At 41.1% G+C, this 20,920-nt stretch carries 20 protein-coding genes and 1 pseudogene; 10 read left to right on the forward strand and 11 right to left on the reverse strand.

What is annotated here, in order from left to right; genetic code table 11:
* Positions 1-102 precede the first annotated feature (102 nt).
* Positions 103-1,428, reverse strand: coding sequence for an ATP-dependent RNA helicase SrmB (gene srmB, locus BKK50_RS08895; protein WP_077417340.1), 1,326 nt, complete (start codon positions 1,426-1,428; stop codon positions 103-105).
* Positions 1,429-1,528: 100 nt separating this feature from the next.
* Here srmB and BKK50_RS08900 point away from each other — a divergent pair, with 100 nt between their 5' ends.
* Positions 1,529-2,227 (forward strand): tRNA1(Val) (adenine(37)-N6)-methyltransferase, encoded by a 699-nt coding sequence (locus tag BKK50_RS08900; RefSeq protein ID WP_077417342.1) that lies wholly within the window; start codon positions 1,529-1,531, stop codon positions 2,225-2,227.
* A 100-nt stretch (positions 2,228-2,327) separates the two neighbouring features.
* Here BKK50_RS08900 and rpoD read toward each other — a convergent pair whose 3' ends face one another.
* The 3 genes from rpoD to rpsU all read right to left on the reverse strand — a co-directional run bounded on the left by rpoD (position 2,328) and on the right by rpsU (position 6,406).
* Positions 2,328-4,211 (reverse strand): RNA polymerase sigma factor RpoD, encoded by a 1,884-nt coding sequence (gene rpoD, locus BKK50_RS08905; protein ID WP_077417344.1) that lies wholly within the window; start codon positions 4,209-4,211, stop codon positions 2,328-2,330.
* A gap of 71 nt (positions 4,212-4,282) precedes the next feature.
* Complete coding sequence (gene dnaG, locus BKK50_RS08910; RefSeq protein WP_077417346.1) at positions 4,283-6,067, reverse strand: DNA primase; 1,785 nt, start codon at positions 6,065-6,067, stop codon at positions 4,283-4,285.
* A gap of 123 nt (positions 6,068-6,190) precedes the next feature.
* On the reverse strand, positions 6,191-6,406 hold the full coding sequence (gene rpsU, locus BKK50_RS08915) for a 30S ribosomal protein S21 (protein ID WP_077417349.1): 216 nt from the start codon (positions 6,404-6,406) through the stop codon (positions 6,191-6,193).
* A gap of 217 nt (positions 6,407-6,623) precedes the next feature.
* Between rpsU and tsaD the strand changes: the two genes are divergently transcribed.
* The 4 genes from tsaD to BKK50_RS08935 all read left to right on the forward strand — a co-directional run bounded on the left by tsaD (position 6,624) and on the right by BKK50_RS08935 (position 9,832).
* Entirely contained in the window at positions 6,624-7,652 is a 1,029-nt protein-coding gene (tsaD, locus tag BKK50_RS08920) for a tRNA (adenosine(37)-N6)-threonylcarbamoyltransferase complex transferase subunit TsaD (RefSeq protein WP_077417351.1), read from the forward strand.
* Between the two features lie 10 nt (positions 7,653-7,662).
* Positions 7,663-7,896 carry a hypothetical protein gene (locus BKK50_RS08925; RefSeq protein WP_077417353.1) on the forward strand — a complete coding sequence of 78 codons (234 nt, stop codon included), beginning with the start codon at positions 7,663-7,665 and terminating at the stop codon, positions 7,894-7,896.
* Positions 7,896-8,477: a thymidine kinase gene (locus tag BKK50_RS08930; RefSeq protein WP_077417355.1), complete on the forward strand. Its 582-nt coding sequence runs from the start codon at positions 7,896-7,898 to the stop codon at positions 8,475-8,477. Before BKK50_RS08925 ends, BKK50_RS08930 begins: the two co-directional genes overlap by 1 nt.
* 134 nt (positions 8,478-8,611) lie before the next feature.
* The gene (locus tag BKK50_RS08935; protein ID WP_077417357.1) at positions 8,612-9,832 is read left to right on the forward strand and encodes an aromatic amino acid transporter; all 1,221 of its coding nucleotides are present in this window, start codon (positions 8,612-8,614) and stop codon (positions 9,830-9,832) included.
* A 180-nt stretch (positions 9,833-10,012) separates the two neighbouring features.
* Here the strand turns inward: BKK50_RS08935 and tnpA are convergent.
* Positions 10,013-10,462, reverse strand: a pseudogene (gene tnpA, locus BKK50_RS08940) (IS200/IS605 family transposase).
* A 346-nt stretch (positions 10,463-10,808) separates the two neighbouring features.
* On the opposite strand from tnpA, the gene BKK50_RS08945 reads away from it, so the two are divergent.
* From BKK50_RS08945 to BKK50_RS08955, 3 genes are all read left to right on the forward strand, one after another.
* Positions 10,809-12,350 carry a DNA recombination protein RmuC gene (locus tag BKK50_RS08945; RefSeq protein ID WP_370597097.1) on the forward strand — a complete coding sequence of 514 codons (1,542 nt, stop codon included), beginning with the start codon at positions 10,809-10,811 and terminating at the stop codon, positions 12,348-12,350.
* Positions 12,351-12,432: 82 nt separating this feature from the next.
* Positions 12,433-12,987 (forward strand): TIGR00645 family protein, encoded by a 555-nt coding sequence (locus BKK50_RS08950; RefSeq protein WP_077417361.1) that lies wholly within the window; start codon positions 12,433-12,435, stop codon positions 12,985-12,987.
* A gap of 2 nt (positions 12,988-12,989) precedes the next feature.
* Complete coding sequence (locus BKK50_RS08955) at positions 12,990-13,697, forward strand: pseudouridine synthase (protein ID WP_077417363.1); 708 nt, start codon at positions 12,990-12,992, stop codon at positions 13,695-13,697.
* A gap of 22 nt (positions 13,698-13,719) precedes the next feature.
* On the opposite strand, the gene BKK50_RS08960 is transcribed toward BKK50_RS08955, so the two are convergent.
* Complete coding sequence (locus tag BKK50_RS08960; RefSeq protein ID WP_077417365.1) at positions 13,720-14,385, reverse strand: hypothetical protein; 666 nt, start codon at positions 14,383-14,385, stop codon at positions 13,720-13,722.
* Between the two features lie 61 nt (positions 14,386-14,446).
* Entirely contained in the window at positions 14,447-15,130 is a 684-nt protein-coding gene (locus tag BKK50_RS08965) for a 2,3-diphosphoglycerate-dependent phosphoglycerate mutase (protein WP_077417367.1), read from the reverse strand.
* A gap of 175 nt (positions 15,131-15,305) precedes the next feature.
* Here BKK50_RS08965 and envC point away from each other — a divergent pair, with 175 nt between their 5' ends.
* Together envC and BKK50_RS08975 are read left to right on the forward strand one after the other, a co-directional pair.
* On the forward strand, positions 15,306-16,538 hold the full coding sequence (envC, locus tag BKK50_RS08970; protein WP_077417369.1) for a murein hydrolase activator EnvC: 1,233 nt from the start codon (positions 15,306-15,308) through the stop codon (positions 16,536-16,538).
* Positions 16,538-17,380, forward strand: coding sequence for a divergent polysaccharide deacetylase family protein (locus BKK50_RS08975; RefSeq protein WP_077417371.1), 843 nt, complete (start codon positions 16,538-16,540; stop codon positions 17,378-17,380). Before envC ends, BKK50_RS08975 begins: the two co-directional genes overlap by 1 nt.
* 274 nt (positions 17,381-17,654) lie before the next feature.
* Here BKK50_RS08975 and BKK50_RS08980 read toward each other — a convergent pair whose 3' ends face one another.
* From BKK50_RS08980 to BKK50_RS08995, 4 genes are all read right to left on the reverse strand, one after another.
* Entirely contained in the window at positions 17,655-17,948 is a 294-nt protein-coding gene (locus tag BKK50_RS08980; RefSeq protein WP_244149441.1) for a Bor family protein, read from the reverse strand.
* Between the two features lie 8 nt (positions 17,949-17,956).
* The gene (locus BKK50_RS08985) at positions 17,957-18,256 is read right to left on the reverse strand and encodes a Bor family protein (protein WP_077417375.1); all 300 of its coding nucleotides are present in this window, start codon (positions 18,254-18,256) and stop codon (positions 17,957-17,959) included.
* Between the two features lie 95 nt (positions 18,257-18,351).
* Positions 18,352-18,897, reverse strand: a complete 546-nt coding sequence (sodC, locus tag BKK50_RS08990) for a superoxide dismutase family protein (RefSeq protein WP_077417376.1) — start codon at positions 18,895-18,897, stop codon at positions 18,352-18,354.
* Positions 18,898-18,982: 85 nt separating this feature from the next.
* Positions 18,983-20,641, reverse strand: coding sequence for a sulfatase-like hydrolase/transferase (locus BKK50_RS08995; protein ID WP_077417378.1), 1,659 nt, complete (start codon positions 20,639-20,641; stop codon positions 18,983-18,985).
* Between the last annotated feature and the right edge of the window lie 279 nt (positions 20,642-20,920).

A 20,920-nucleotide genomic window follows, 5' to 3' on the forward strand; every position in this document is an offset into this window, starting at 1 on the left:
GAGGTTTAGATTTTCACAGTAAATATCCTAGTTTATTCAGTTAAATCTCGTACTTAGTATAAAAAAGTGGCAAATCACTTTACCACCCTATCTACTCTATTTTTATACTTGGGCTTCGTTACAGCTCGGCTTTCTCCGCTTGCCAATATTTTTTGTATCCTTGTGCCGTAATTTCACTTTTTTCTTCGCCTCTTCTTTTTTCTTTTCTTCACGTTTGGCTTTAATGCGGGCTTTTTGTTTTTTAGTCACCGATTTAATTTCACCGTCTTTCGGTGGTTTGGTGCGGGGTTCTAAGCCTTCCAAAATTCGGGCTTTTAGGGTTTCTTCCGTGTAGCGTTTAATTTTGCCGAGCAATTTATAATCGTGAGCTTCCACAAAAGAAACTGCTGTCCCTTTTTTGCCTGCTCGAGCGGTACGCCCAATTCGGTGCAAATAAGTGTCTGCACTGTATGGCAGATCAAAATTCATCACGTGGCTAACATCATCAATATCAATACCACGCGCTGCTACATCCGTTGCGACTAACACTGTCACTATATCTGATTTTAATTTATCAATAGCATGGTTACGCTGGGTTTGTGCCATTTCCCCTTCCAAATAGGTGGAACGAATCCCACGCTTGCGTAAAATTTCCGATAATTCTCGAGCCTCTTCACGACGTCGTACAAACACGATACCACGATGAACATTTTCCGTTTCAATGAAACGCGCCAGTAATTTCACTTTGTGTTCATAGCTGTCAGCGTGGTAATACCATTGATTGATTTTTTTTCGTTCACGGCGACTTGGTTCGCCCTCCACTTTTACAGGATCATTAAGCAAGCGTTCGGCAAAATCCACCAACAATTCCCCTTCAAGGGTGGCAGAAAACAATAAGGTTTGTTTACGCCAACGGGTTTCTGCCGCAATTTTTTCCGCATCTTGACCAAACCCCATTTGTAACATTCTGTCGGCTTCATCAAAAATTAAGATTTCCACCGAACGGCAATCAAAATTTTCTTCCTGAATATATTGTAATAAGCGCCCTGGTGTTGCCACCACCAAATCTTGATTGGTATTAAAAACCTCACCATGATTTTGATACGCGACACCACCAGTAATGGTGGCGATCTTTAAATGGGTAAATTGCGCTAATTCTTCCGCCTGTTGTGCCACCTGCATGGCTAATTCTCGAGTGGGCGTGAGTACCAAAATTCTTGGCGGACCAGGTTTACGGCGTGGATAATCAAGCAAATGTTGCAATGCCGGTAATAAAAATGCAGCGGTTTTTCCTGTCCCCGTAGGCGCAGAACCTAATATATCACGAGTTTCCATTGCCGCAGGGATTGCATTCAATTGAATCGCTGTTGGGCGTGAGTAGCCTTTTTTTTCCAGCGCTTGAAGAAGTTCAGGGGAAAAGTCAAATTGCTCAAATTGGGGAAAATTCATTATTGTACGGTTCTTTGTTAAAATTGGCGTGAATTATACTCGAAAAGCCCCGAGATGCCTAAAAATAAACAGGAAAGTGCGGTCAATTTAAGACATATTTATGAGTAGTTTTACCTTTAAACAATTTCACATTAATCAGCAACGTTGCGCAATGAAAGTGGGCACTGACGGTATTTTACTGGGGGCTTGGGCTGATGTGAGCTATTGCAAAAATATACTGGATATGGGAAGCGGAACAGGCTTGCTGGCATTAATGCTTGCACAACGGAGCCCGGCAGATTGCCGTATTTATGCCGTTGAATTAGATCCCGCTGCTGCTCAACAAGCACGAGAAAATATTGCGATTTCACCTTGGAAAGAGCAGATCCATCTTATTCAAACGGATGTGCGAGATTTTTTACATTGCACTTCGAAAACCTTTGATCTCATTGTTGCCAATCCACCCTATTTTGAACAAGGCGTGGAATGTAAAAACGAGGAGCGGACACTCGCCCGATATACGAAACAAAGCCATTTAGACTGGTTGAATTGGGGGGCTAAACGCTTATCTGAAAAGGGAAAAATCAGTTTTGTTCTGCCCTATGAGGCGGCCAAAACGCTCAAAAAACTGACCGCACTTTCTTGTATCAAACAAGTAGAGATCATCACGAAAATCGGGAAATCGCCACAAAGAATGTTAATCACTTTTTCCAGACAATCACAAAAATTAGTGCGTGATCAAATTGTGATTTACAATGAGAAAAATTCTTATACTGACGAATTTATTGAGCTCACGAAAGACTTTTATTTAAAATTTTAATCACTCACAAAAGGCGACCTCAAGGTCGCCTTCTTTAATCTAAAAACAAGGGAGTGAAATACGATTTCATCCACAAAAAAACGATTTTCATTGTGTGAAACTATTCATCCAAGAAACTACGCAAGGTTTCCGAACGGCTAGGATGGCGAAGTTTACGCAAGGCTTTTGCTTCAATTTGACGAATACGTTCACGTGTTACATCAAATTGTTTACCCACTTCTTCAAGTGTGTGATCCGTATTCATATCAATACCGAACCGCATACGTAATACTTTCGCTTCACGTGGTGTGAGCCCTTCCAACACTTCATTAGTTGCGACTTTCAAACTTTGTGCTGTGGCGGAATCTAATGGTAATTCAAGGGTGTTGTCTTCAATAAAATCACCTAAATGTGAATCATCGTCATCACCGATAGGGGTTTCCATTGAGATGGGTTCTTTGGCAATTTTTAATACTTTACGGATTTTATCTTCCGGCATTCCCATACGTTCTGCCAATTCTTCCGGTGTCGCTTCACGCCCCATTTCTTGCAACATTTGACGAGAAATACGGTTAAGTTTATTGATGGTTTCAATCATATGAACCGGAATACGAATCGTGCGGGCTTGATCTGCAATAGAGCGTGTGATGGCTTGACGAATCCACCAAGTGGCATAGGTAGAGAATTTATAGCCTCGGCGATATTCAAATTTATCCACGGCTTTCATCAAACCAATGTTACCTTCTTGGATTAAATCTAAGAACTGTAAGCCACGATTAGTATATTTTTTCGCAATAGAAATCACCAAACGTAAGTTGGCTTCCACCATTTCTTTTTTGGCTCGGCGGGCTTTTTGTTCTCCACGTGCCACCGCATCACAAATAGTACGCATTTGTTGAACGGTGAGTTTTGAACTTTCTTCAAAAGCAGATAAATTTGCTAATGCTTGGCGAATGCGCTCTTCATATTTTGGTAAACGTTTTGCCCAAGGTTTAGCGGATTTTAAGGCTTTATCTAACCAAGCATCGTTACTACCAAAAGTTGTTATAAGGCTTTCAAATTCTTCTTTTGACATACCCGCAATATCAATTAGCACTTTTTGTAATTGGCGCTCTTCGACTCGCACTTGTTTCATCATATTTTTCATAGATAGCACAAGTGAATCGAATTGTTTTGGTACAAGGCGGAATTGTTTGAAAATTTCAGCGAGTAAAACAACTTGTTCCTGTGCTTTTTTGTGATCACGTCCGTGTTTGGCAATGGCGGCCAAAGTTTTAGCGTGCTGTGTTTTAAGCTCGGTGAATTTCTCACGCGCGACTTCAGGATCGATAGTGTTGTCACTATCCGAGTTGTCCGCTGTGGAATCGTTATCCTCTTCTTCCTCTTCGTTATCGTCAATATCAACGTCTGTTGTGTTACTTTCTTCATCTTCATCAAAATTTTCCGACAATTCAGGCGTTTCTTCCGTGACGATATTGGGATCCACAAAACCTGAAATGAGATCGGCAAGGCGAAAATTACCTTCTTCGACTTTAGCGTATTGATTGAGTAGGTCATTGAGTACTTCAGGGTAAGCCGCAATGGAAGTTTGAACTTCATCAATGCCTTCTTCAATTCGTTTGGCGATGCTGATTTCATCTTCACGCGTTAAGAGATCGACTGTCCCCATTTCGCGCATATACATACGCACAGGATCCGTTGTGCGACCAATTTCCGATTCCACATTAGAGAGAATTTGTGTCGCCTCTTCTACGGCATCTTCATCCGGAATCGTGTCGTTTAACATCATATCATCACTTTCCGGTGCTTCATCCAACACCGGAATCCCGGCATCATTTTGCAAAGTTTGGAGTAATTTATCGTAATATTCAGGATCGACCACATCTTCTGGCAACAAGTCATTAATTTCTGCATAGGTTAAATAACCTTGCGTTCGACCTAATTCCATCAGTTGTTCAATTTGTTCTGAATACTGTTCCGCAGTAGATTGTTGATTTTGTTCCATTTTTATACCTGTGTCGTCGTGTTTTTGATGGATGAATTTTTTCGCTTTTTTGGCGAAGGATTTTATCACTGTTATAGAGGATTAACTAACTGTTTTTTCTGTTCTTCTTTGCCGCTAATAAGCGTGACAAGCACTTGTTTTTCTTGTTCCGTTAATCCCTCAGATCGCTCTTTTGCAATCAGCATCGCAATATCACGTTCAATGGCTTGAATATTCAAGCGGCGATAATTTTGTGAAAAGGCGTTAATGATTTCTTTATCGTCCAGTAAATGCTCCCATGTGGCTAAAATTTCAAGGGGGCGGCTGTATTCCGTATCACGAAAATGTTCAAGGATTTGCCCCATAGTCATCCCCTCCCGCGAGCGGCAAAGTGCGGTCAATTTTTCTAATAAATCATAACCAGCTTCCCCTCTCAACGCCATAAGCCCCGCTTCAGTAATGCGATTCACTAAATGGGTATTTTGTAACAAAAGGGAAATCACAAGCCGCATTGGTGTTTGTTTCATTTTTGATTGAGAATCACGACTTATTGGCTCGGGGAATGTCGTATGTTTAGGGATTAAACTTTCCAGTTGGGATTCATCAAAAATCCCGAGCTTTTGTGCCAGCGTATTACGTAAAGATAAGCGCAAGGCTTCACCCGGAATTTGGCGAATTAAAGGGGAGGCAAGGGCGACTAATTTACCTCGTCCCTCTTTTGTGGAAAAATCCACCTGTGGGCTTAAATGAGCAAAAAGAAAATCGGTGAGCGATTGTGCACGTTCAATGTATTCTTCAAATTTTTCTTTGCCGTATTGGCGGATATAAGTATCGGGATCCTCGCCATCAGGCAGGAAAATAAATTTAATTTGTCGTCCGTCTTCCAAATAAGGCAACGCATTTTCCAACGCTCGCCAGGCGGCATCCCGTCCAGCACGATCACCGTCATAACAACAAATCACCTGCTCCGTGGAACGGAAAAGCAGCTGAATTTGCTCTGATGTCGTCGAAGTCCCAAGAGAGGCAACGGCATAATTTACTCCAAATTGAGCCAAAGCCACCACGTCCATATAACCTTCCACCACCAATAATTTTGCCGGTTCATCATTGCTTTGCAAGGCTTCATATAAGCCATAAAGCTCACTGCCTTTGTGATAGGTGACGGTTTCCGGTGAGTTTAAATATTTGGGCTTTTCATCGCCCAACACCCGACCACCGAATGCCACGGTTCGCCCACGTTTGTCCCGAATAGGGAACATAATTCGATTGCGGAATTTATCGTAAACATTACCTCGTTCATTTTGCGACAGCATACCAAGATCACGTAGTTTCTGCTGTTCTTCACGGTTAATACCAAATTTTCGTAATACAGTATCTAGCGAATTCGGCACAAAGCCAATTTGAAAACGCTCAATGATGTCGGGGGATAGTCCACGTTGTTGCAAGTAATGCTGTGCCGGAATATGGAAAGGCAACTGCGCTTGATAAAACATCGCAATCGCTTTCATTAATTCATACAGATTACGTTTGGTTTGATAGCTTATTTGAGCGTGCTGATTTGCGGTGTTAGCTCGTTTTTCATAAGGCACTTCCAACCCAGCCATCGCCGCAAGTTCCTCAATGGCTTCCACAAATTCTAACTTGTCGTAGTCCATTAAAAAGGAAATCGCATTGCCGTGTGCGCCACACCCGAAACAATGATAAAACTGCTTTTTCTCACTCACCGTGAAAGAAGGCGTTTTTTCGTGGTGGAAAGGGCAACAGGCCTGATAATCTCGCCCGGCTTTTTTTAATTTCACGCGAGCATTTACCACATCAACGATATTAGATTTTGTCAACAAATCATCAATAAATGGACGAGGAATAGAGCCTTTCATTGCCTTTGTCTCCTTGAAATAGGATGTGAAAGTGCAGTCATTTTTGACCAAATTTTAAAGCAACAAAACCGTGATACCAAAGGAATCACGGTTTGTATAACTCGAGTTAGAAAATACTACTAATTAGTATAAGCGAGCATTACGCGCATTTTCACGAGCGTTACGCTTTGCGTGACGTTTTGCAAGCGTTGCTTTTTCACGTTTACGAACAGTAGTTGGTTTTTCATAGAATTCACGAGCACGAACTTCAGCCAAAATACCGGCCTTTTCGCAAGAGCGTTTAAAACGACGTAACGCTACGTCAAAGGATTCGTTTTCACGTACTTTAATTACAGGCATAAGCCAATCACCTCAATGAGTTTAATTTAATTGCAATTTAAAAATTTATCTATGCCACAAGATGGCAAATCCAATAAAGGTCGCAATTCTAATCTACTTTCAGGGGAGAAGTAAAGGAAAGAATGCGTAATTTGCCTTAATTCATGGTTTCAACTGGTTAAAACCGCTTAAACAAGGTAAAATTGCGCCTATTTTAAAAACTAAATTGAGAAAATCAATGAAAATCTTAGGCATCGAAACCTCCTGTGATGAAACCGGGGTGGCGATTTATGATGAACAAAAAGGACTCATTGCGAATCAACTTTATAGCCAAGTTGCGCTCCATGCAGATTATGGCGGCGTGGTGCCGGAGCTTGCTTCGCGTGATCATATCCGCAAAACCGCCCCACTCATTCAAGCAGCATTAGCCGAAGCAAATCTAACACCGGAAGACATTGATGGCGTGGCTTATACCAGCGGTCCCGGGCTTGTGGGCGCATTGCTTGTAGGGGCGACTATTGCCCGCGCCCTTGCCTATGCATGGAATGTACCGGCGATTGGCGTACATCATATGGAAGGACATCTGCTTGCCCCAATGCTGGATGAAAACCGACCGCACTTCCCCTTTGTGGCATTGCTGGTTTCGGGTGGACACACGCAATTGGTGAGAGTGGATGGCGTAGGGTGTTATGAAGTCATTGGCGAATCTATTGACGATGCTGCCGGGGAAGCCTTTGATAAAACCGCAAAATTACTCGGCTTAGATTATCCAGGCGGTGCAGCACTTTCTCGATTGGCGCAACAAGGCTCGCCTAACCGTTTCACCTTTCCACGCCCAATGACGGATCGTCCCGGGTTGGATTTCAGTTTTTCCGGCTTGAAAACCTTTGCCGCCAATACCATCAACCAAGCACTCAAAGAAGAAGGGGAATTAACCCAACAAACTAAAGCGGATATTGCCTATGCCTTTCAAGAAGCGGTAGTGGATACTTTAACCATCAAATGTAAGCGAGCATTAAAAGAAACAGGCTACAAATGCTTGGTTATTGCCGGTGGCGTGAGTGCCAACAAAAGATTGCGTGAAACCTTAGCAAAATTAATGCACGGTTTAAAAGGCGAAGTCTTCTACCCCCAACCACAATTTTGTACCGATAACGGCGCAATGATTGCCTATACCGGCTTTTTACGGTTAAAACAAGGTCAGCACAATGAATTGGCGATAGAAGTCAAACCGCGTTGGCCTATGACAGAACTCTCGGCAATTTAAGGAGAATTGAATGAAAGAAATTAAATTTCGTGCAATGCGTGCGGCAGGCATCGCTTGCTTTATTGTGTTAATCGCCATTGGCGTATGGGTTTTCACCTCTTCAAGTGGCGATATCGTGAATATTCTCACCTTTGCAGGGCGACAAGTGGGCGGAGGCACGACTTATGGCGTATTATTGCTTGCCGCATTGCCCCCTTTTACCGGCTTTCTCACTTACCACGTTTGGAAATGGATAATTAAATAATGGCAAAATTGTATTTTTACTATTCCACGATGAATGCCGGAAAATCCACCACACTATTACAATCCTCTTATAACTACCGTGAACGCAATATGAATACGATGGTTTATACAGCAGCGATAGATGATCGTTTCGGCGCAGGAAAAGTCACGTCCCGTATTGGCATTTCTCAAGATGCGAATTTATTTAATGCCGGTACTGATTTGTTTCGTGAAATCAATCAACATTTACAACAGGAAAAAATTCATTGCGTGCTGATTGATGAAGCCCAATTTCTCACCAAACAACAAGTATATCAATTAAGTGATGTGGTCGATAAACTTGGCATCCCTGTGCTGTGTTACGGATTACGCACCGATTTCCAAGCAGAATTATTTGAAGGAAGTAAATATTTGTTGGCTTGGGCGGATCAACTGGAAGAATTAAAAACCATCTGCTATTGCGGACGAAAAGCGAATTTTGTGCTTCGTCTCACAGAAAATGGCGAAATCGTCAAAGAGGGGGAACAAATCCAAATTGGCGGAAACGACACCTACCTTTCCGTTTGTCGCTATCATTACAAAGAAAAGTGCGGTCAAATTTAATGGCATTTTTGGGGATATAGGACACCTTGCATATGTTCATTATTAAATTCAATTATTTCAATATGTTATAAACGAACACACAACGTATCACTATCTTTAATTTTCAAACACAACATAAATATAAGGTTAATTTTATGCTAAAAAATAAAACATTCGGAAGTGCCTTAATTATTGCCGGCACAACCATTGGGGCAGGAATGCTTGCAATGCCATTGACATCCGCAGGAATGGGCTTTGGCTACACCATTTTGTTATTAGTCGGGCTTTGGACATTGCTCGTTTATAGTGGTTTATTGTTTGTGGAAGTGTATCAAACCGCCGATCAGCTCAATGATGGCGTAGCAACACTCGCAGAAAAATACTTCGGTGTACCGGGAAGAATCCTTGCCACATTCAGTTTGCTTGTCTTACTTTATGCGCTTTCCGCAGCCTATATCACCGGGGGAGGTTCCTTGCTTTCAGGGCTCCCAACCGCACTGGGAATGGAAGTACTCCCCCTTAAAACTTCCATTATTATTTTTACCGTAGTCCTCGGTTCTTTTGTAGTGATCGGCACAAAAGGAGTGGACGGCATCACCCGATTATTATTCATCGGTAAATTACTCGCTTTTGCTTTTGTACTGTTTATGATGCTACCTAAAGTAGCAACAGATAACCTGATGGCATTGCCCCTTGATTATGCCTTTGTGATTTCTGCGGCACCGATTTTTTTCACCTCTTTCGGTTTCCACGTAATTATGGCAAGCATAAACAGCTATTTAGACGGCAACGTTGCGCAATTTCGCAAAGCAATTCTGATCGGCACGGCAATTCCACTGATTGCCTATTTAGTGTGGCAGCTGGCGACCCACGGTGTATTGAGCCAAAGTGAATTTGTCCGCATCTTACAAGCAGAGCCTACCTTAAATGGTTTAGTCAATGCCGTGCGTGAAATTACCGGCTCAAATATAATGGGTGAAGTGGTACGTATTTTTTCTGCACTTGCGCTTATCACCTCTTTTCTTGGTGTAATGCTTGGCGTATTTGAAGGTTTAGGGGATTTATTTAAACGCTATCATTTGCCGCATAACCGACTTTCGCTCACCCTTGCAGCCTTCCTGCCACCGCTCGTGTTTGCCCTATTTTACCCCAAAGGTTTTATCACCGCATTAAGCTATGCAGGCTTGTTGTGTGCCTTTTACTGTTTGATTTTACCTATAGGATTGGCATGGCGTACCCGTCAAAAAAATCCCCAACTGGCTTATCGAGTAATGGGCGGAAACATTGCTTTAGTGTTTGCGTTGATGATTGGCATAGTGATAATGGTCATTCCATTCTTAATCCAGACCGGTTATTTACCGACTGTTGCAAGTTAAAGTGAAGTCAATTTTCCAAATGTTTTTCTCCTAATTTATTTCTCTCTCTATTTTTTAATGCCAAATAGGGAAAATAACAATCCGCACGTAAAACGTGCGATTTTTAGACTACCCTATAAGGCTCTAGAACTTAACTGCCCCTCTAGGGGCATATGAAAAACAGACAACCACACAATGACTTCACCTCTTAAAGGGGGTCATATGCTCTTTCCTCAATAAATTATCTTGAACTATATCTTCCTTTTCTTGATTCCTTATATATTCTTCCACTATCTTTGTATTTAAACCCATCGAACTTTTACATAATCTCCTTCGCCCCAAAATGCCAATTTCCATACCTATATTTTAAATTCGCATTCCTTTCTAATATCATTCACGACGATTTCCCTTTCAGATAGCCCACAAAACTTGATACTGCCAAGTTCGGGGGAAATCTTGACCAACATATGAATATGATCTCTCATTGCCTGTGTTTCTATTATTTCTCCACTTTTATAGTCGCATAATTGCCTTAATATACTACCTATATCCATTCTTATCTTGCCATAAATGGCTTTTCTTCTATATTTATAATACTTACCGTTCTTTTATATTTAATAGACTTAAATCGTCATCGGATTTACTTACCATGACTCGTCCTCCTATATTTTGAATTTTGGTTGTCAGCCTTGTTCATTATACAGTGAGGATTTTTCTATTCATCGCTTAAGCTATTTGATTCCATACGTATAGCGTATGTTTTTTAAGTCTAGCTACAATAAAAATGATGAAATTTTATGACCTTTATAGATGAAGACATTCTTTGCATCAATACGCAGTCTAAAATTAACGTGTAGTCAATATTTTTAAAATATTCCCTATTAGAGTGAGTTCATCTCATGTGATAAAATCTGCAAAAATTTTGAGGATTCTTATGACAATGTGGATAACCCCTTCTTTTCTTATACTTCTTGGTATATCGCTTTTTATTCTGATTATGCTCTGTTTTTTACTCGCCCGCCGTTCACGTGATGTGCAAGAATTACAGCAAGATTTGAATAAAACCAATAGTGATTTTAATCAACTTGCCGAGCGTTTTGATTTGCTCAATCAACAAAAAAATCTGTTGGAGCAGCGCACTGTGAAAGCTCAAACAGAAAGTGAGGGGTTGCAAATCCGTTTAGCTGAGCGTGATGAAAAAATGGCTTATCTTGCTAAAGAATTAGATGAGGAGCAGGCTCGCAACGAGCAGATTGCGGCGCAGATCACGGCGCTGAAAGAGCGTTTTGGTATTGCCTCGGCACAAGCAGAAAGCTTACAAAACCAGCTACAACAGAGCCAAACTCATCTATTACGCAAAGAAGAGGAACAACAATATTTAACGGAAAAATTGACCGCACTTTCACAAGAGCTGACAGGGTTAAAAACAACCTTGGCGGAAAAAGAAAAGCATTTTGCCGAGCAGCAACAAAATATTGAACAATCGAAACAGCAACTTGCGGTGGAATTTCAAAATCTTGCTAATCGTATTTTGGATGAAAAAAGTCGGTCTTTTAATCGAACCAATCAAACTGCTTTGGAAACGTTGCTCACACCTTTCCGTGAACAAATTGAGAGTTTCCAAAAACGGGTGAATGAAATTCACTCGGAATCCTTAAAAGGCAATGCGGGCTTAGAAGCAGAGATTAAAAAAGTGCTGGAAATCGGTTTAAATATGTCGCAAGAGGCGAACAATTTAACTTCTGCTTTAAAAGGGGAAAAGAAAACCCTGGGAAATTGGGGAGAAGTGCAATTAGAACGGGCATTACAGCTTGCCGGCTTGATTGAAAATGTGCATTACAGCGCTCAAGCCCATTTCAAAGATGAGCAAGGCGGACGGAATTACCCTGATTTCGTGTTGAATTTACCCGATGAAAAACACCTGATTATTGACAGCAAAATGTCGTTAAATGCCTATGAAAGTGCGGTCAATTCTGTGGATGAAATTGAGCGTGATCGTTTACTTCGAGAGCATCTTAAAGCCTTAAAAAATCATATGGATGATTTACACAGAAAAGATTACAGCAACTTAATTGGTATACATAGCCCTAATTTTGTGCTGATGTTTATTGCACTTGAGCCGGCTTATATTGAAGCATTAAAACAAGATCCAAATCTCTTTAATTATGGCTATGAAAAAAATGTCATTATGGTTTCGCACACTACGCTAATGCCAATTTTACGCACCGTAGCAAATTTGTGGCGAATTGAACGGGGCAATGCTGAAGCGAGAGAAATCGCTGAAAAAGCCGGTGAGATTTATAACCAAATTTGTTTAGTGGCAGAACGTTTGAATAAATTAGGCAATACCCTTTCCACCGTCAGCAACCAATATAACAGCACGGTGACAGCCTTTGTGGGACAACAAGGCTTGGTCGGAAAAATTGAGCGCTTTAAGGATTTATCCGCTAAAGCCAATAAAACGATGCCAAATGTCGAATTGTTAAATAATGGTATAGATTTAAGCCGCTTATCGATGGTTACACAAAAAGCAAAATAATCCACGTTTTTATTGCCATTTTCAAAAAAACTGCTATTTTTTGTAGCTCTTATTAGCAATATAACTTTATTTAGGAAACAAAATGGAACAAAAACAATCACAGGTCGATCCCTACTCCAAATACAATGCGCAATCCAATATGCTGAGTAAAATTATTTTTTCCAGTCGCTGGTTACAACTGCCGATTTATTTGGGGTTAATTGTCGTTCAAGGCATTTATGCCTATAAATTTATGAAATCCCTGTGGTATCTGATTACTCATGTTAATGAAATGGATTCGGAAACCATTATGTTAGCCGTGTTAAATTTAATTGATGTCGTAATGATCGCTAATTTATTAGTGATGGTGACTATCGGTGGCTATGAAATTTTCGTATCAAAATTAAGAACCCGCAATCATCCCGACCAGCCGGAATGGATGAGCCATGTGAATGCGACCGTGCTTAAAGTGAAATTATCAATGTCGATCATCAGTATTTCCTCTATCCATTTACTTCAAACCTTTGTCAATGCGGCAAAAATTCCTGAAAAAACCATTATGTGGGAATTATTCATTCATCTCGGTTTTCTCGTGTCTGCCATTGCCTTGGCTTATACGGATAAAATTCTCTATAGCACCAGCCATAAAAATCACTAATAATGCACGCCCCCTTTGCTCCTAGAAGCGCTAAAAATAAGAGAAACGCAAACCAAAAGAACGTTGGCGTTTCTTTTCATTCATCAAAATCGCCAAAACCAAAGACCAAAGCGATGACACAAACCCGTGTGATTTTGTTTAACAAACCTTTTGATGTTCTCACGCAATTTACCGATGAAAACGGACGAGCCACCCTTAAGGATTTCATTCCTATTGCGCATATTTATGCGGCAGGGCGATTAGATCGGGATAGTGAAGGATTACTTATTCTTACCAACAATGGGGCATTACAACATCGCCTTGCCGATCCCCAATTTAAAACCGAAAAAACCTATTGGGTGCAGGTGGAAGGCGAACCGAGCGAGCAAGATCTCGCCTTATTACGACAAGGGATCATCCTCAAAGACGGTATGACAAAGCCGGCAAAAGTGCGGTTGATTTCAGCGCCGAATTTATGGCCCCGCATACCGCCTATCCGAGAACGGAAATCCATTCCCACTTCATGGTTGGAAATTAAAATCAGCGAGGGGCGAAATCGTCAAGTCAGACGAATGACCGCCCACATTGGCTTTCCCACGTTGCGTTTGGTTCGCTATGCGATTGGGCAACTTTCCATTGAGGGTATCGCAAATGGCGAATATCGTGAGCTATCAGAAAGGGAAATCGAGGCATTGTTTTTTCAATTAAATGTAAATAAGGTGCAACAATGAGCTGCACCCTATTTTTTACGGTCTAAAATACTGCCTGCGCATTTTCGACCTGAACAAAAAAGCCACCACCATTTAAAATTACACTGTAATTTGTTTGATATGTTTTACCGGTTGTTTCCACTCGTGCATAGCAACTACGGATGCCTTGTTGAGGATAATATTGGGTTTCACGCATTTGGCTCAGATTTTTCACCGTCATAGGGGTCTTCATTACTTTACCTTGCCGATGGAAGGCATCAGAGAGAACCCGAGTAACCTGATTATCTTGACATTCCGGCACAATAACGTTTTTTGAGGCTTGGCTAAGGGGAGCGGCTTTTAATGTATTATTCTGCGCCTTTTCAGGATTTTTCTGTGCCATTTTCTGTTCGGCTCTCTTATTTTTTTCCGATTTTTTTATCGCTTTTTGAGCTGTTTTTCGACTTTGCGATTCTGTAGATTTTTTATTCGTAGCAGTTTGTTTTTTAACTTTATTTTTCTCTGGTTTTGAGGCTGATTTTTTCCCTACCGATCTTTGATTTTCCACATTATTTTTCTTTGTGTTTTTCTCCGTACTTTTTTTTGTTTGTGATTTCTTCGCTTGTTGGGCTGTTTGTTTGGTTGAGGTATTTTTATGAGGAGGGGCGGCAAAGGTGGTTGTTGCCATAAAAGGCAATAATACAAAAAGAATATAAGCTAACTTTTTCATTTCTCTTTCCTTAAACAAAAAGTGCGGCTAAAACTAACCGCACTTTGAATTAAATAAAAAATTAAAGGTAGTAATGTTCTACATAGTTTAATTTATCGTCAAGTTTTAACACTAATGGTTGACCGGTTGGAATTTCAAAATCCATAATTTCTTCATCAGAAATACCGATAATGTGTTTTGCCAAGGCACGGAGTGAATTACCGTGAGCGACCACTAAAACACGTTTACCGGAAAGCATTGCCGGTGCAATTTGATCTTCCCAAAATGGAAGTGCACGTTCTAAGGTGAGTTTTAAGTTTTCCGCATTAGGTACGACATCTGACGGAAGATGAGCGTAACGGCGGTCATTGTGCGCAGAATTCGGATCTTGCGGATCTAAATCCGGTGGTGAAATATCGTAAGAACGACGCCAAATATGAACCTGTTCATCTCCATACTGTTCTGCCGTTGCTTTTTTATCTAAGCCTTGTAATGCACCGTAGTGACGCTCGTTTAAACGCCAGTTTTTTACTTGAGGAATCCATAATTGATGGGATTCTTCTAACACGATATTACAAGTCTTAATAGCACGGGTTAATACGGAAGTGAACGCAATATCAAATTCATAGCCGGCATCTAATAATTTTTTACCCGCAGCCTTGGCTTCTTCTACACCGCGTTCGGTCAAATTCACATCACGCCAACCGGTGAATAAATTTTTTGCATTCCACTCACTAAAACCATGACGAATGAATACTAATTCCATAGGGTTCTCCTAATATTTTAAGTAAAAAAGAATGCGCACTTTATAGCAAAAAATGCCGTTATTTAAAAGCAAAAAGGCAGAATTTCCTGATCTTTCGCAAAAAATCCGTGTGAAACTTTTTCGCCTTTCAACAAATATGATAAGATTTGCGCAGTTTTGTGAATTAGGATGATTTATGTCATTTTCTCTCTTCCGCCTAAAAACATCAGCGATGTTGACCGCACTTTTTGGTTGTGGTGCGTTGTTGTTTTCAGTCGGTAGCCAAAGTGCCGATCTCAATCAAATTCAACAACAAATCAAACAACAAGAGTCTAAATTGGCGGAACAAAAACGAGCGCAGGCAAAACTTCAATCCACCTTAAAAAATCAAGAAAGCCAGATAAATTCTGTAGCAGGAAAATTGCGTGAAACCGAACTGAGTTTGAAAGAAATTCGCAAACAAATTACTGATGCGGATAAACAACTCAAACTTTTAGAAAAGCAAGAACGTGAGCAAAAAGCCAAGCTTGCCAAACAAATGGATATGATTTATCGCTCGGGATTAAATCCTTCCGTGTTAGAGAGAATGCTCTCGGAAGATGCCCAAAAAGCATCGCGTATGAAAGTGTACTATGAACATTTAAACCAAACCCGAATTGAAATGATTCATCATTTGCAAGCCACACAAATGCAAATTGTGAAACAGAAAGAGGCGATTTTGGGGCAGCAACAAACCCATAAAGATCAGCTTTCTAGTCAAAAAAAACAACAGCAAGAATTAGAAAAAATTCAGCGTGAACGTCAATCTACACTAAATGAAATCAATAAAACCATTCATCAAGATCAAAATAAATTAGCGCGTTTGCGGGCTAATGAAACGTCATTACGCCAAGAAATTCAACGTGCCGAACAAGCCGCCCGCCAACAAGAACAACGTGAGCGGGAAGCCTTGGCTCAGCGCAAACAAGCGGAAGAAAAACGGACTGCCAAACCCTATAAACCCACAGCACAAGAGCGTCAGTTGATTAATAGTTCCGGTGGCTTAGGGACAGCCAAACGCCAATATAGTAAGCCGGTGAATGGTTCAATACTCTATGCCTTTGGTTCAACTCAAGCCGGAGAGGCACGCTGGAAGGGAATGGTGATTGCCGCACCAAATGGCACACCGGTACGTGCGATTGCCGCCGGGCGAGTGATTCTTGCCGGACAACTTAACGGCTATGGCTATATGGTGATCATTAAACACGGCGACAGTGATTTGAGTTTATATGGCTTTAACCAAGCGGTATTCGTTAAACCGAATCAGCTGGTGTCTGCCGGTCAAACTATTGCTCAGGTGGGCAATACCGGTGAACTTTCCCGTCCGGCGTTATATTTCGGGATTAGCCGTAAAGGAACACCGGTTAATCCTGCGGGGTGGATAAAATAATGGCGGTTTTACTCAAAAGTGCGGTCAAAATTTTCATTGTTTTTTCCCTAACCCTTTTTTCAATCGGTGCGTTTTCACAAAGTAAATTGGCCATCGTCATTGATGATGTAGGGTATCACCCTAAAGAAGATGCGGCAATTTTTGCTATGCCTCGTGAGATTTCTGTGGCGATTATCCCTGTCGCCCCCTATGCCAAAGTGCGTAATCAAGAAGCCAAAAAGCAAGGGCGTGATATTCTTATTCATATGCCGATGCAACCTATGGGGCAAATGAAAATTGAAGAAGGTGGGCTACATTTGGGTATGTCGGCAGAACAAGTGGCTCAACGGGTTCAACAAGCCAAAAACGTGGTGAGTTATGCCATTGGAATAAATAACCATATGGGCAGTGCCGCCACAGCAGACAGCACATTAATGCGCCACCTTATGAGCGCACTTCGCACACAACATTTGTTTTTTTTAGATAGCCGAACCATTGGGCGTTCTGTTGCCGGGAAAATGGCGAAAGAACAAGGAGTACGTTCCCTTGAACGGCATATTTTCTTGGATGATAGCAATGAATTAGCGGATGTACAGCGTCAGTTCCAAGCGGCAATTCAGTATGCGAGAAAACAGGGGACGGCTATCGTTATTGGACATCCCCGTAAAAATACGGTTGCCGTTTTGCAGCAAGGTTTACGCCATTTACCTTCAGACATTCAACTTGTCGGTATGGGAAGTTTATGGCGAAATGAACGTATCGTCCCACCAAAACCATTTATTTTACTGTTTAACGATACTCCGGCACCAACGTCTATCGCACCTTATGAACCGATCCCGCTTTTGCGTGGCGTGCCGAAGTAAATGGCATTTTTATTCTCTTCATCAGCGTCATTCCCCCTTAATTTGCACAAAATAAAAGTAAAAAAACAAGACTGTTTTTTTACTTATCTTATTGATAGAATTTTCTCTTTCCGGTATAAAAAGGCATATGGATTCTACATTCCATATTGTCCTATTCACTGACCTCAACCCAAACTCTTTTTATAATAAATAGACAGAAGAAAAAAGGGTGTCAAATCCTCAATAAAAAAGCTAATGTATAAATTTATAACATTAGCTTTTTCTTAATTTTAAATTATTGGCAATAAACACGAGCCGTACGAGGGGTGTAAATACCCAAAGTCACTATGCCCAATAAGATATTTTTGCCTGTTAATTCGCTTTCAACTTTCGCAATTTTTTCTTCGCTTCCGCAAACCTTTACGGCATTCACCGTTTCTTCTTGACCGACACCAAATAGGAAGAACGTTTGGCTATCTTCAAGCGTTAATTTACCGGTTTGGCTTTTTACATAGGCGGTTTGAGTTGAACAAGCAGAAAGTAGTAAGGTGGTAGTGGCTAAAAGCGTCATTAAAAATTTTTTCATCATATCATTCCTTATTTTTTGCAATAGATTCTCATATCTCTCGGGCTATAAATGCCATAAGAAATCATATTTAATAACCCGTTTAAGAAAGTTTGTTGTGTTTGTACTTTAGCCGTGCTGCCATTGGCACAAACCTCATTGGTCTCTTTTTCAACTTGTTGCCCAATGCCGGCAACAAAGAAATGTTGCATTTTATCGAAACTTGCTTTTTCTTGAGCGGATTGTTCAGACACAATATAGGTTTGAGTTGAGCAGCCAACCAGACTTGCCAGTAATATTGCTACAGTTGTAGCGAGTGAGAGTTTTTTCATGACGACCTCATCTGTTTTATATGAAAATTTAGGGGAAATTAAAACTGTAACTGCTAGATTTGTCAAGGCTATCTCTTGCATTTCTAAAAATCAATTTATTTAATCACACCACACGCCATACGGGCTCCGCCACCACCCAGTGGCGCTGGGTGATCGGAATGGTTATCACCACCGGCGTGAATCATCATGGAACGGCCACGCACTTCATCTAAATGTTTAATGCGTGGGGCTAACACCGGATTGGTTGCGGTGCCGTCATGTAATACGGTTAATGCCGGTAAATCCCCTAAATGGGCATCATCTTGCCATGGATAACCGTGTTGTTTGGCTTCTTTTGGATCCCAGTGACCACCGGCGGCTAGACCTGCGGTGAGTTTGCCGTCTTTTTCTTTTGGTTCACAGCTTGGGTTTTGGTGAAGATGGAAACCATGTAAGCCCTCGGTTAAGCCTTGTAAATTTGGAGTAAAGACTAAACCGTAAGCCGATTCGGTGATGGTGACAGTCCCCACTTCTTTATTTCCTTTTACCGGATCAAGCTGTTGAACTTTCACTTCAATCGATTTATCGGTAGTTTGGGCATGGGCCACAGCCGATGTGCATACCGCCGTTAAGGTTAATGCCAAGAGAGTTTTTAGATTCATAATAAGCTCCTTATTGTTGAAAACTCATTCTCATTATAATGAAAGATTGGATAATAATTCGACAAGTTTTTGCAACAATTTAACATTACTGTGTAATTTTCAGTTGTTGGTAGAGATAGTGGCGATAATCATTGACCAATTGGCTATCGGCACAGTCTTCCAATTTGCCGCTGCTTAGATGACGCATCGCTTTATTCGCTTTCATAAAATCATCTTGTGCCGCTAGCCCTGCTACATCCAGCAATACCCCGCCGGCAAAAGCAAGATCGAGAAAATCCTGTTCTTGTTTAAAAGTGGTATCAACATTCGTTCTTACCACAAATTGGGTAATGTAATCCGGCAAAGGTAAATCGCCTTTTTTGGCAGGAATAGCGTTATCAAAGGCCACTTGATGATCGCCAAAATAACCAAAAACAAAGGGCTTATTGCGTTGGTGTAAGTAATCATCCATTTTCTCAATGGCGTCATTTAGGGCAACAATACGTTGGGTGTAATCATTGAGGGCGGAAATACTTTTATCACTGAGATTTGGCATCGCAAGATTGTAGCGATTTTCCATATCCAAACGATAAGGACCATGCTCACGCATGGTTAACACATAGACAAACAGAGGTTGATTAATTTTTTCGAGTGAAGGATGTTGTTTTTCTAAAATCATTCTGGTGTATGTCATCATTTCTTCACTGCTGATCGTCCACAAATTTTTACTCAAAGGGGCAGGGTAGCCTAAATCTTGCGGTTGTAACATTAAATCAAAACCAAAATGATCGTAAGCGGATTTTGCGTTGTAGTTACCTTTGGTGAAAGGCGAAAGTGCGACACAAAAATAACCTTGTACCCGTAAATTTTTAACAAAACTTGATTGTAAATGTGGCACAACAGAATAGAACACGCCACTGGCTAATGCGCCAAAATCTGTACAAGGCACGCCGGCAAGAAAACTAAACTCCGATCGCCAAGTGGCACCGGCAAAAGTATGCACCCGTAATGGTGAGATAAATACCGTGTCATTTTGCTGTTCAAACATTGGTAAAGGGGGAATATTTTGTTGGGTGAAAGCAAATTGATGCGGATTCAGGGTGGATTCTAACAACGCCACCACAATATCCGGCTTGGTGGTGGGCGCTTGCTCTGTTTGCTCAGCATAAAGTGCGGTCATTTTTTTCGTAAAATTTTCACCTTCTCCGAGGAATTGTGGCACTTTAAAGAATATCCCCCGGCAAGACATCGGTAAATTTAAAAAGACATCACGTCCGTCATCGGGGAGGGAATCTAACCAAACCTGCAAAGCCTGAGGATTTTTAGAATAATGCCACATTAAAGCAAAACTGCCGAGAAATAATATTCCCCCGAGAATATGACCAAATGCTCCGACTGACTCAACATGAGCCCAGCCGAAAATGGCATAGCCAAGTAAGCCAAGCAAACCTATCACGCCGACTAATGCCCCTTTATAGTGCATAAGGGTTTCCCAGTTTCGCCAATCCACCACAAGAAAAAAATCGGAAATGAGTAAGGGCTGTTTGTAATAATGGATTTTCAAGCGGTGGAATAACATCAATGCAACAAAGAGGACGGAGGCGAAATTAAGCGCGCGTTGCCATTGCCCAGTGAGGGCAAGCATTCCGCCGAAGAAGAAAACAAATAACGAAATGGCAAAGAGATAAGTCCATCGGTAATGGGAATTGATGATAAAAATTATTGCCGCAAGGGTAAATAAAGATAAAAAGGTGTAAGCAATCATTGCATTATTCCTTGTCATTATGGGTGTAACATTATCTGCGAGATAATAGGGGGAAGGGAAAAAGCTGTCAAACGCTATCAGGGGATTTCAAGAAAGTGCGGTGAAAAAATACGGTATTATGCAGCAGTTGCACAACGTTGTTTTTTGTTACTTGTAGGGACACACTGCGTGTGTCCGAATTTTAACCTATTGAAATAATTTGATTTTATAACGGACACACGCAGTGTATCCCTACGTTTTGGTTAAAATTTCTGTTTTGTGCATTTGCTACATAATACC

Source organism: Rodentibacter rarus, assembly GCF_001998965.1.
Classification (GTDB): Bacteria; Pseudomonadota; Gammaproteobacteria; order Enterobacterales; family Pasteurellaceae; genus Rodentibacter; species Rodentibacter rarus.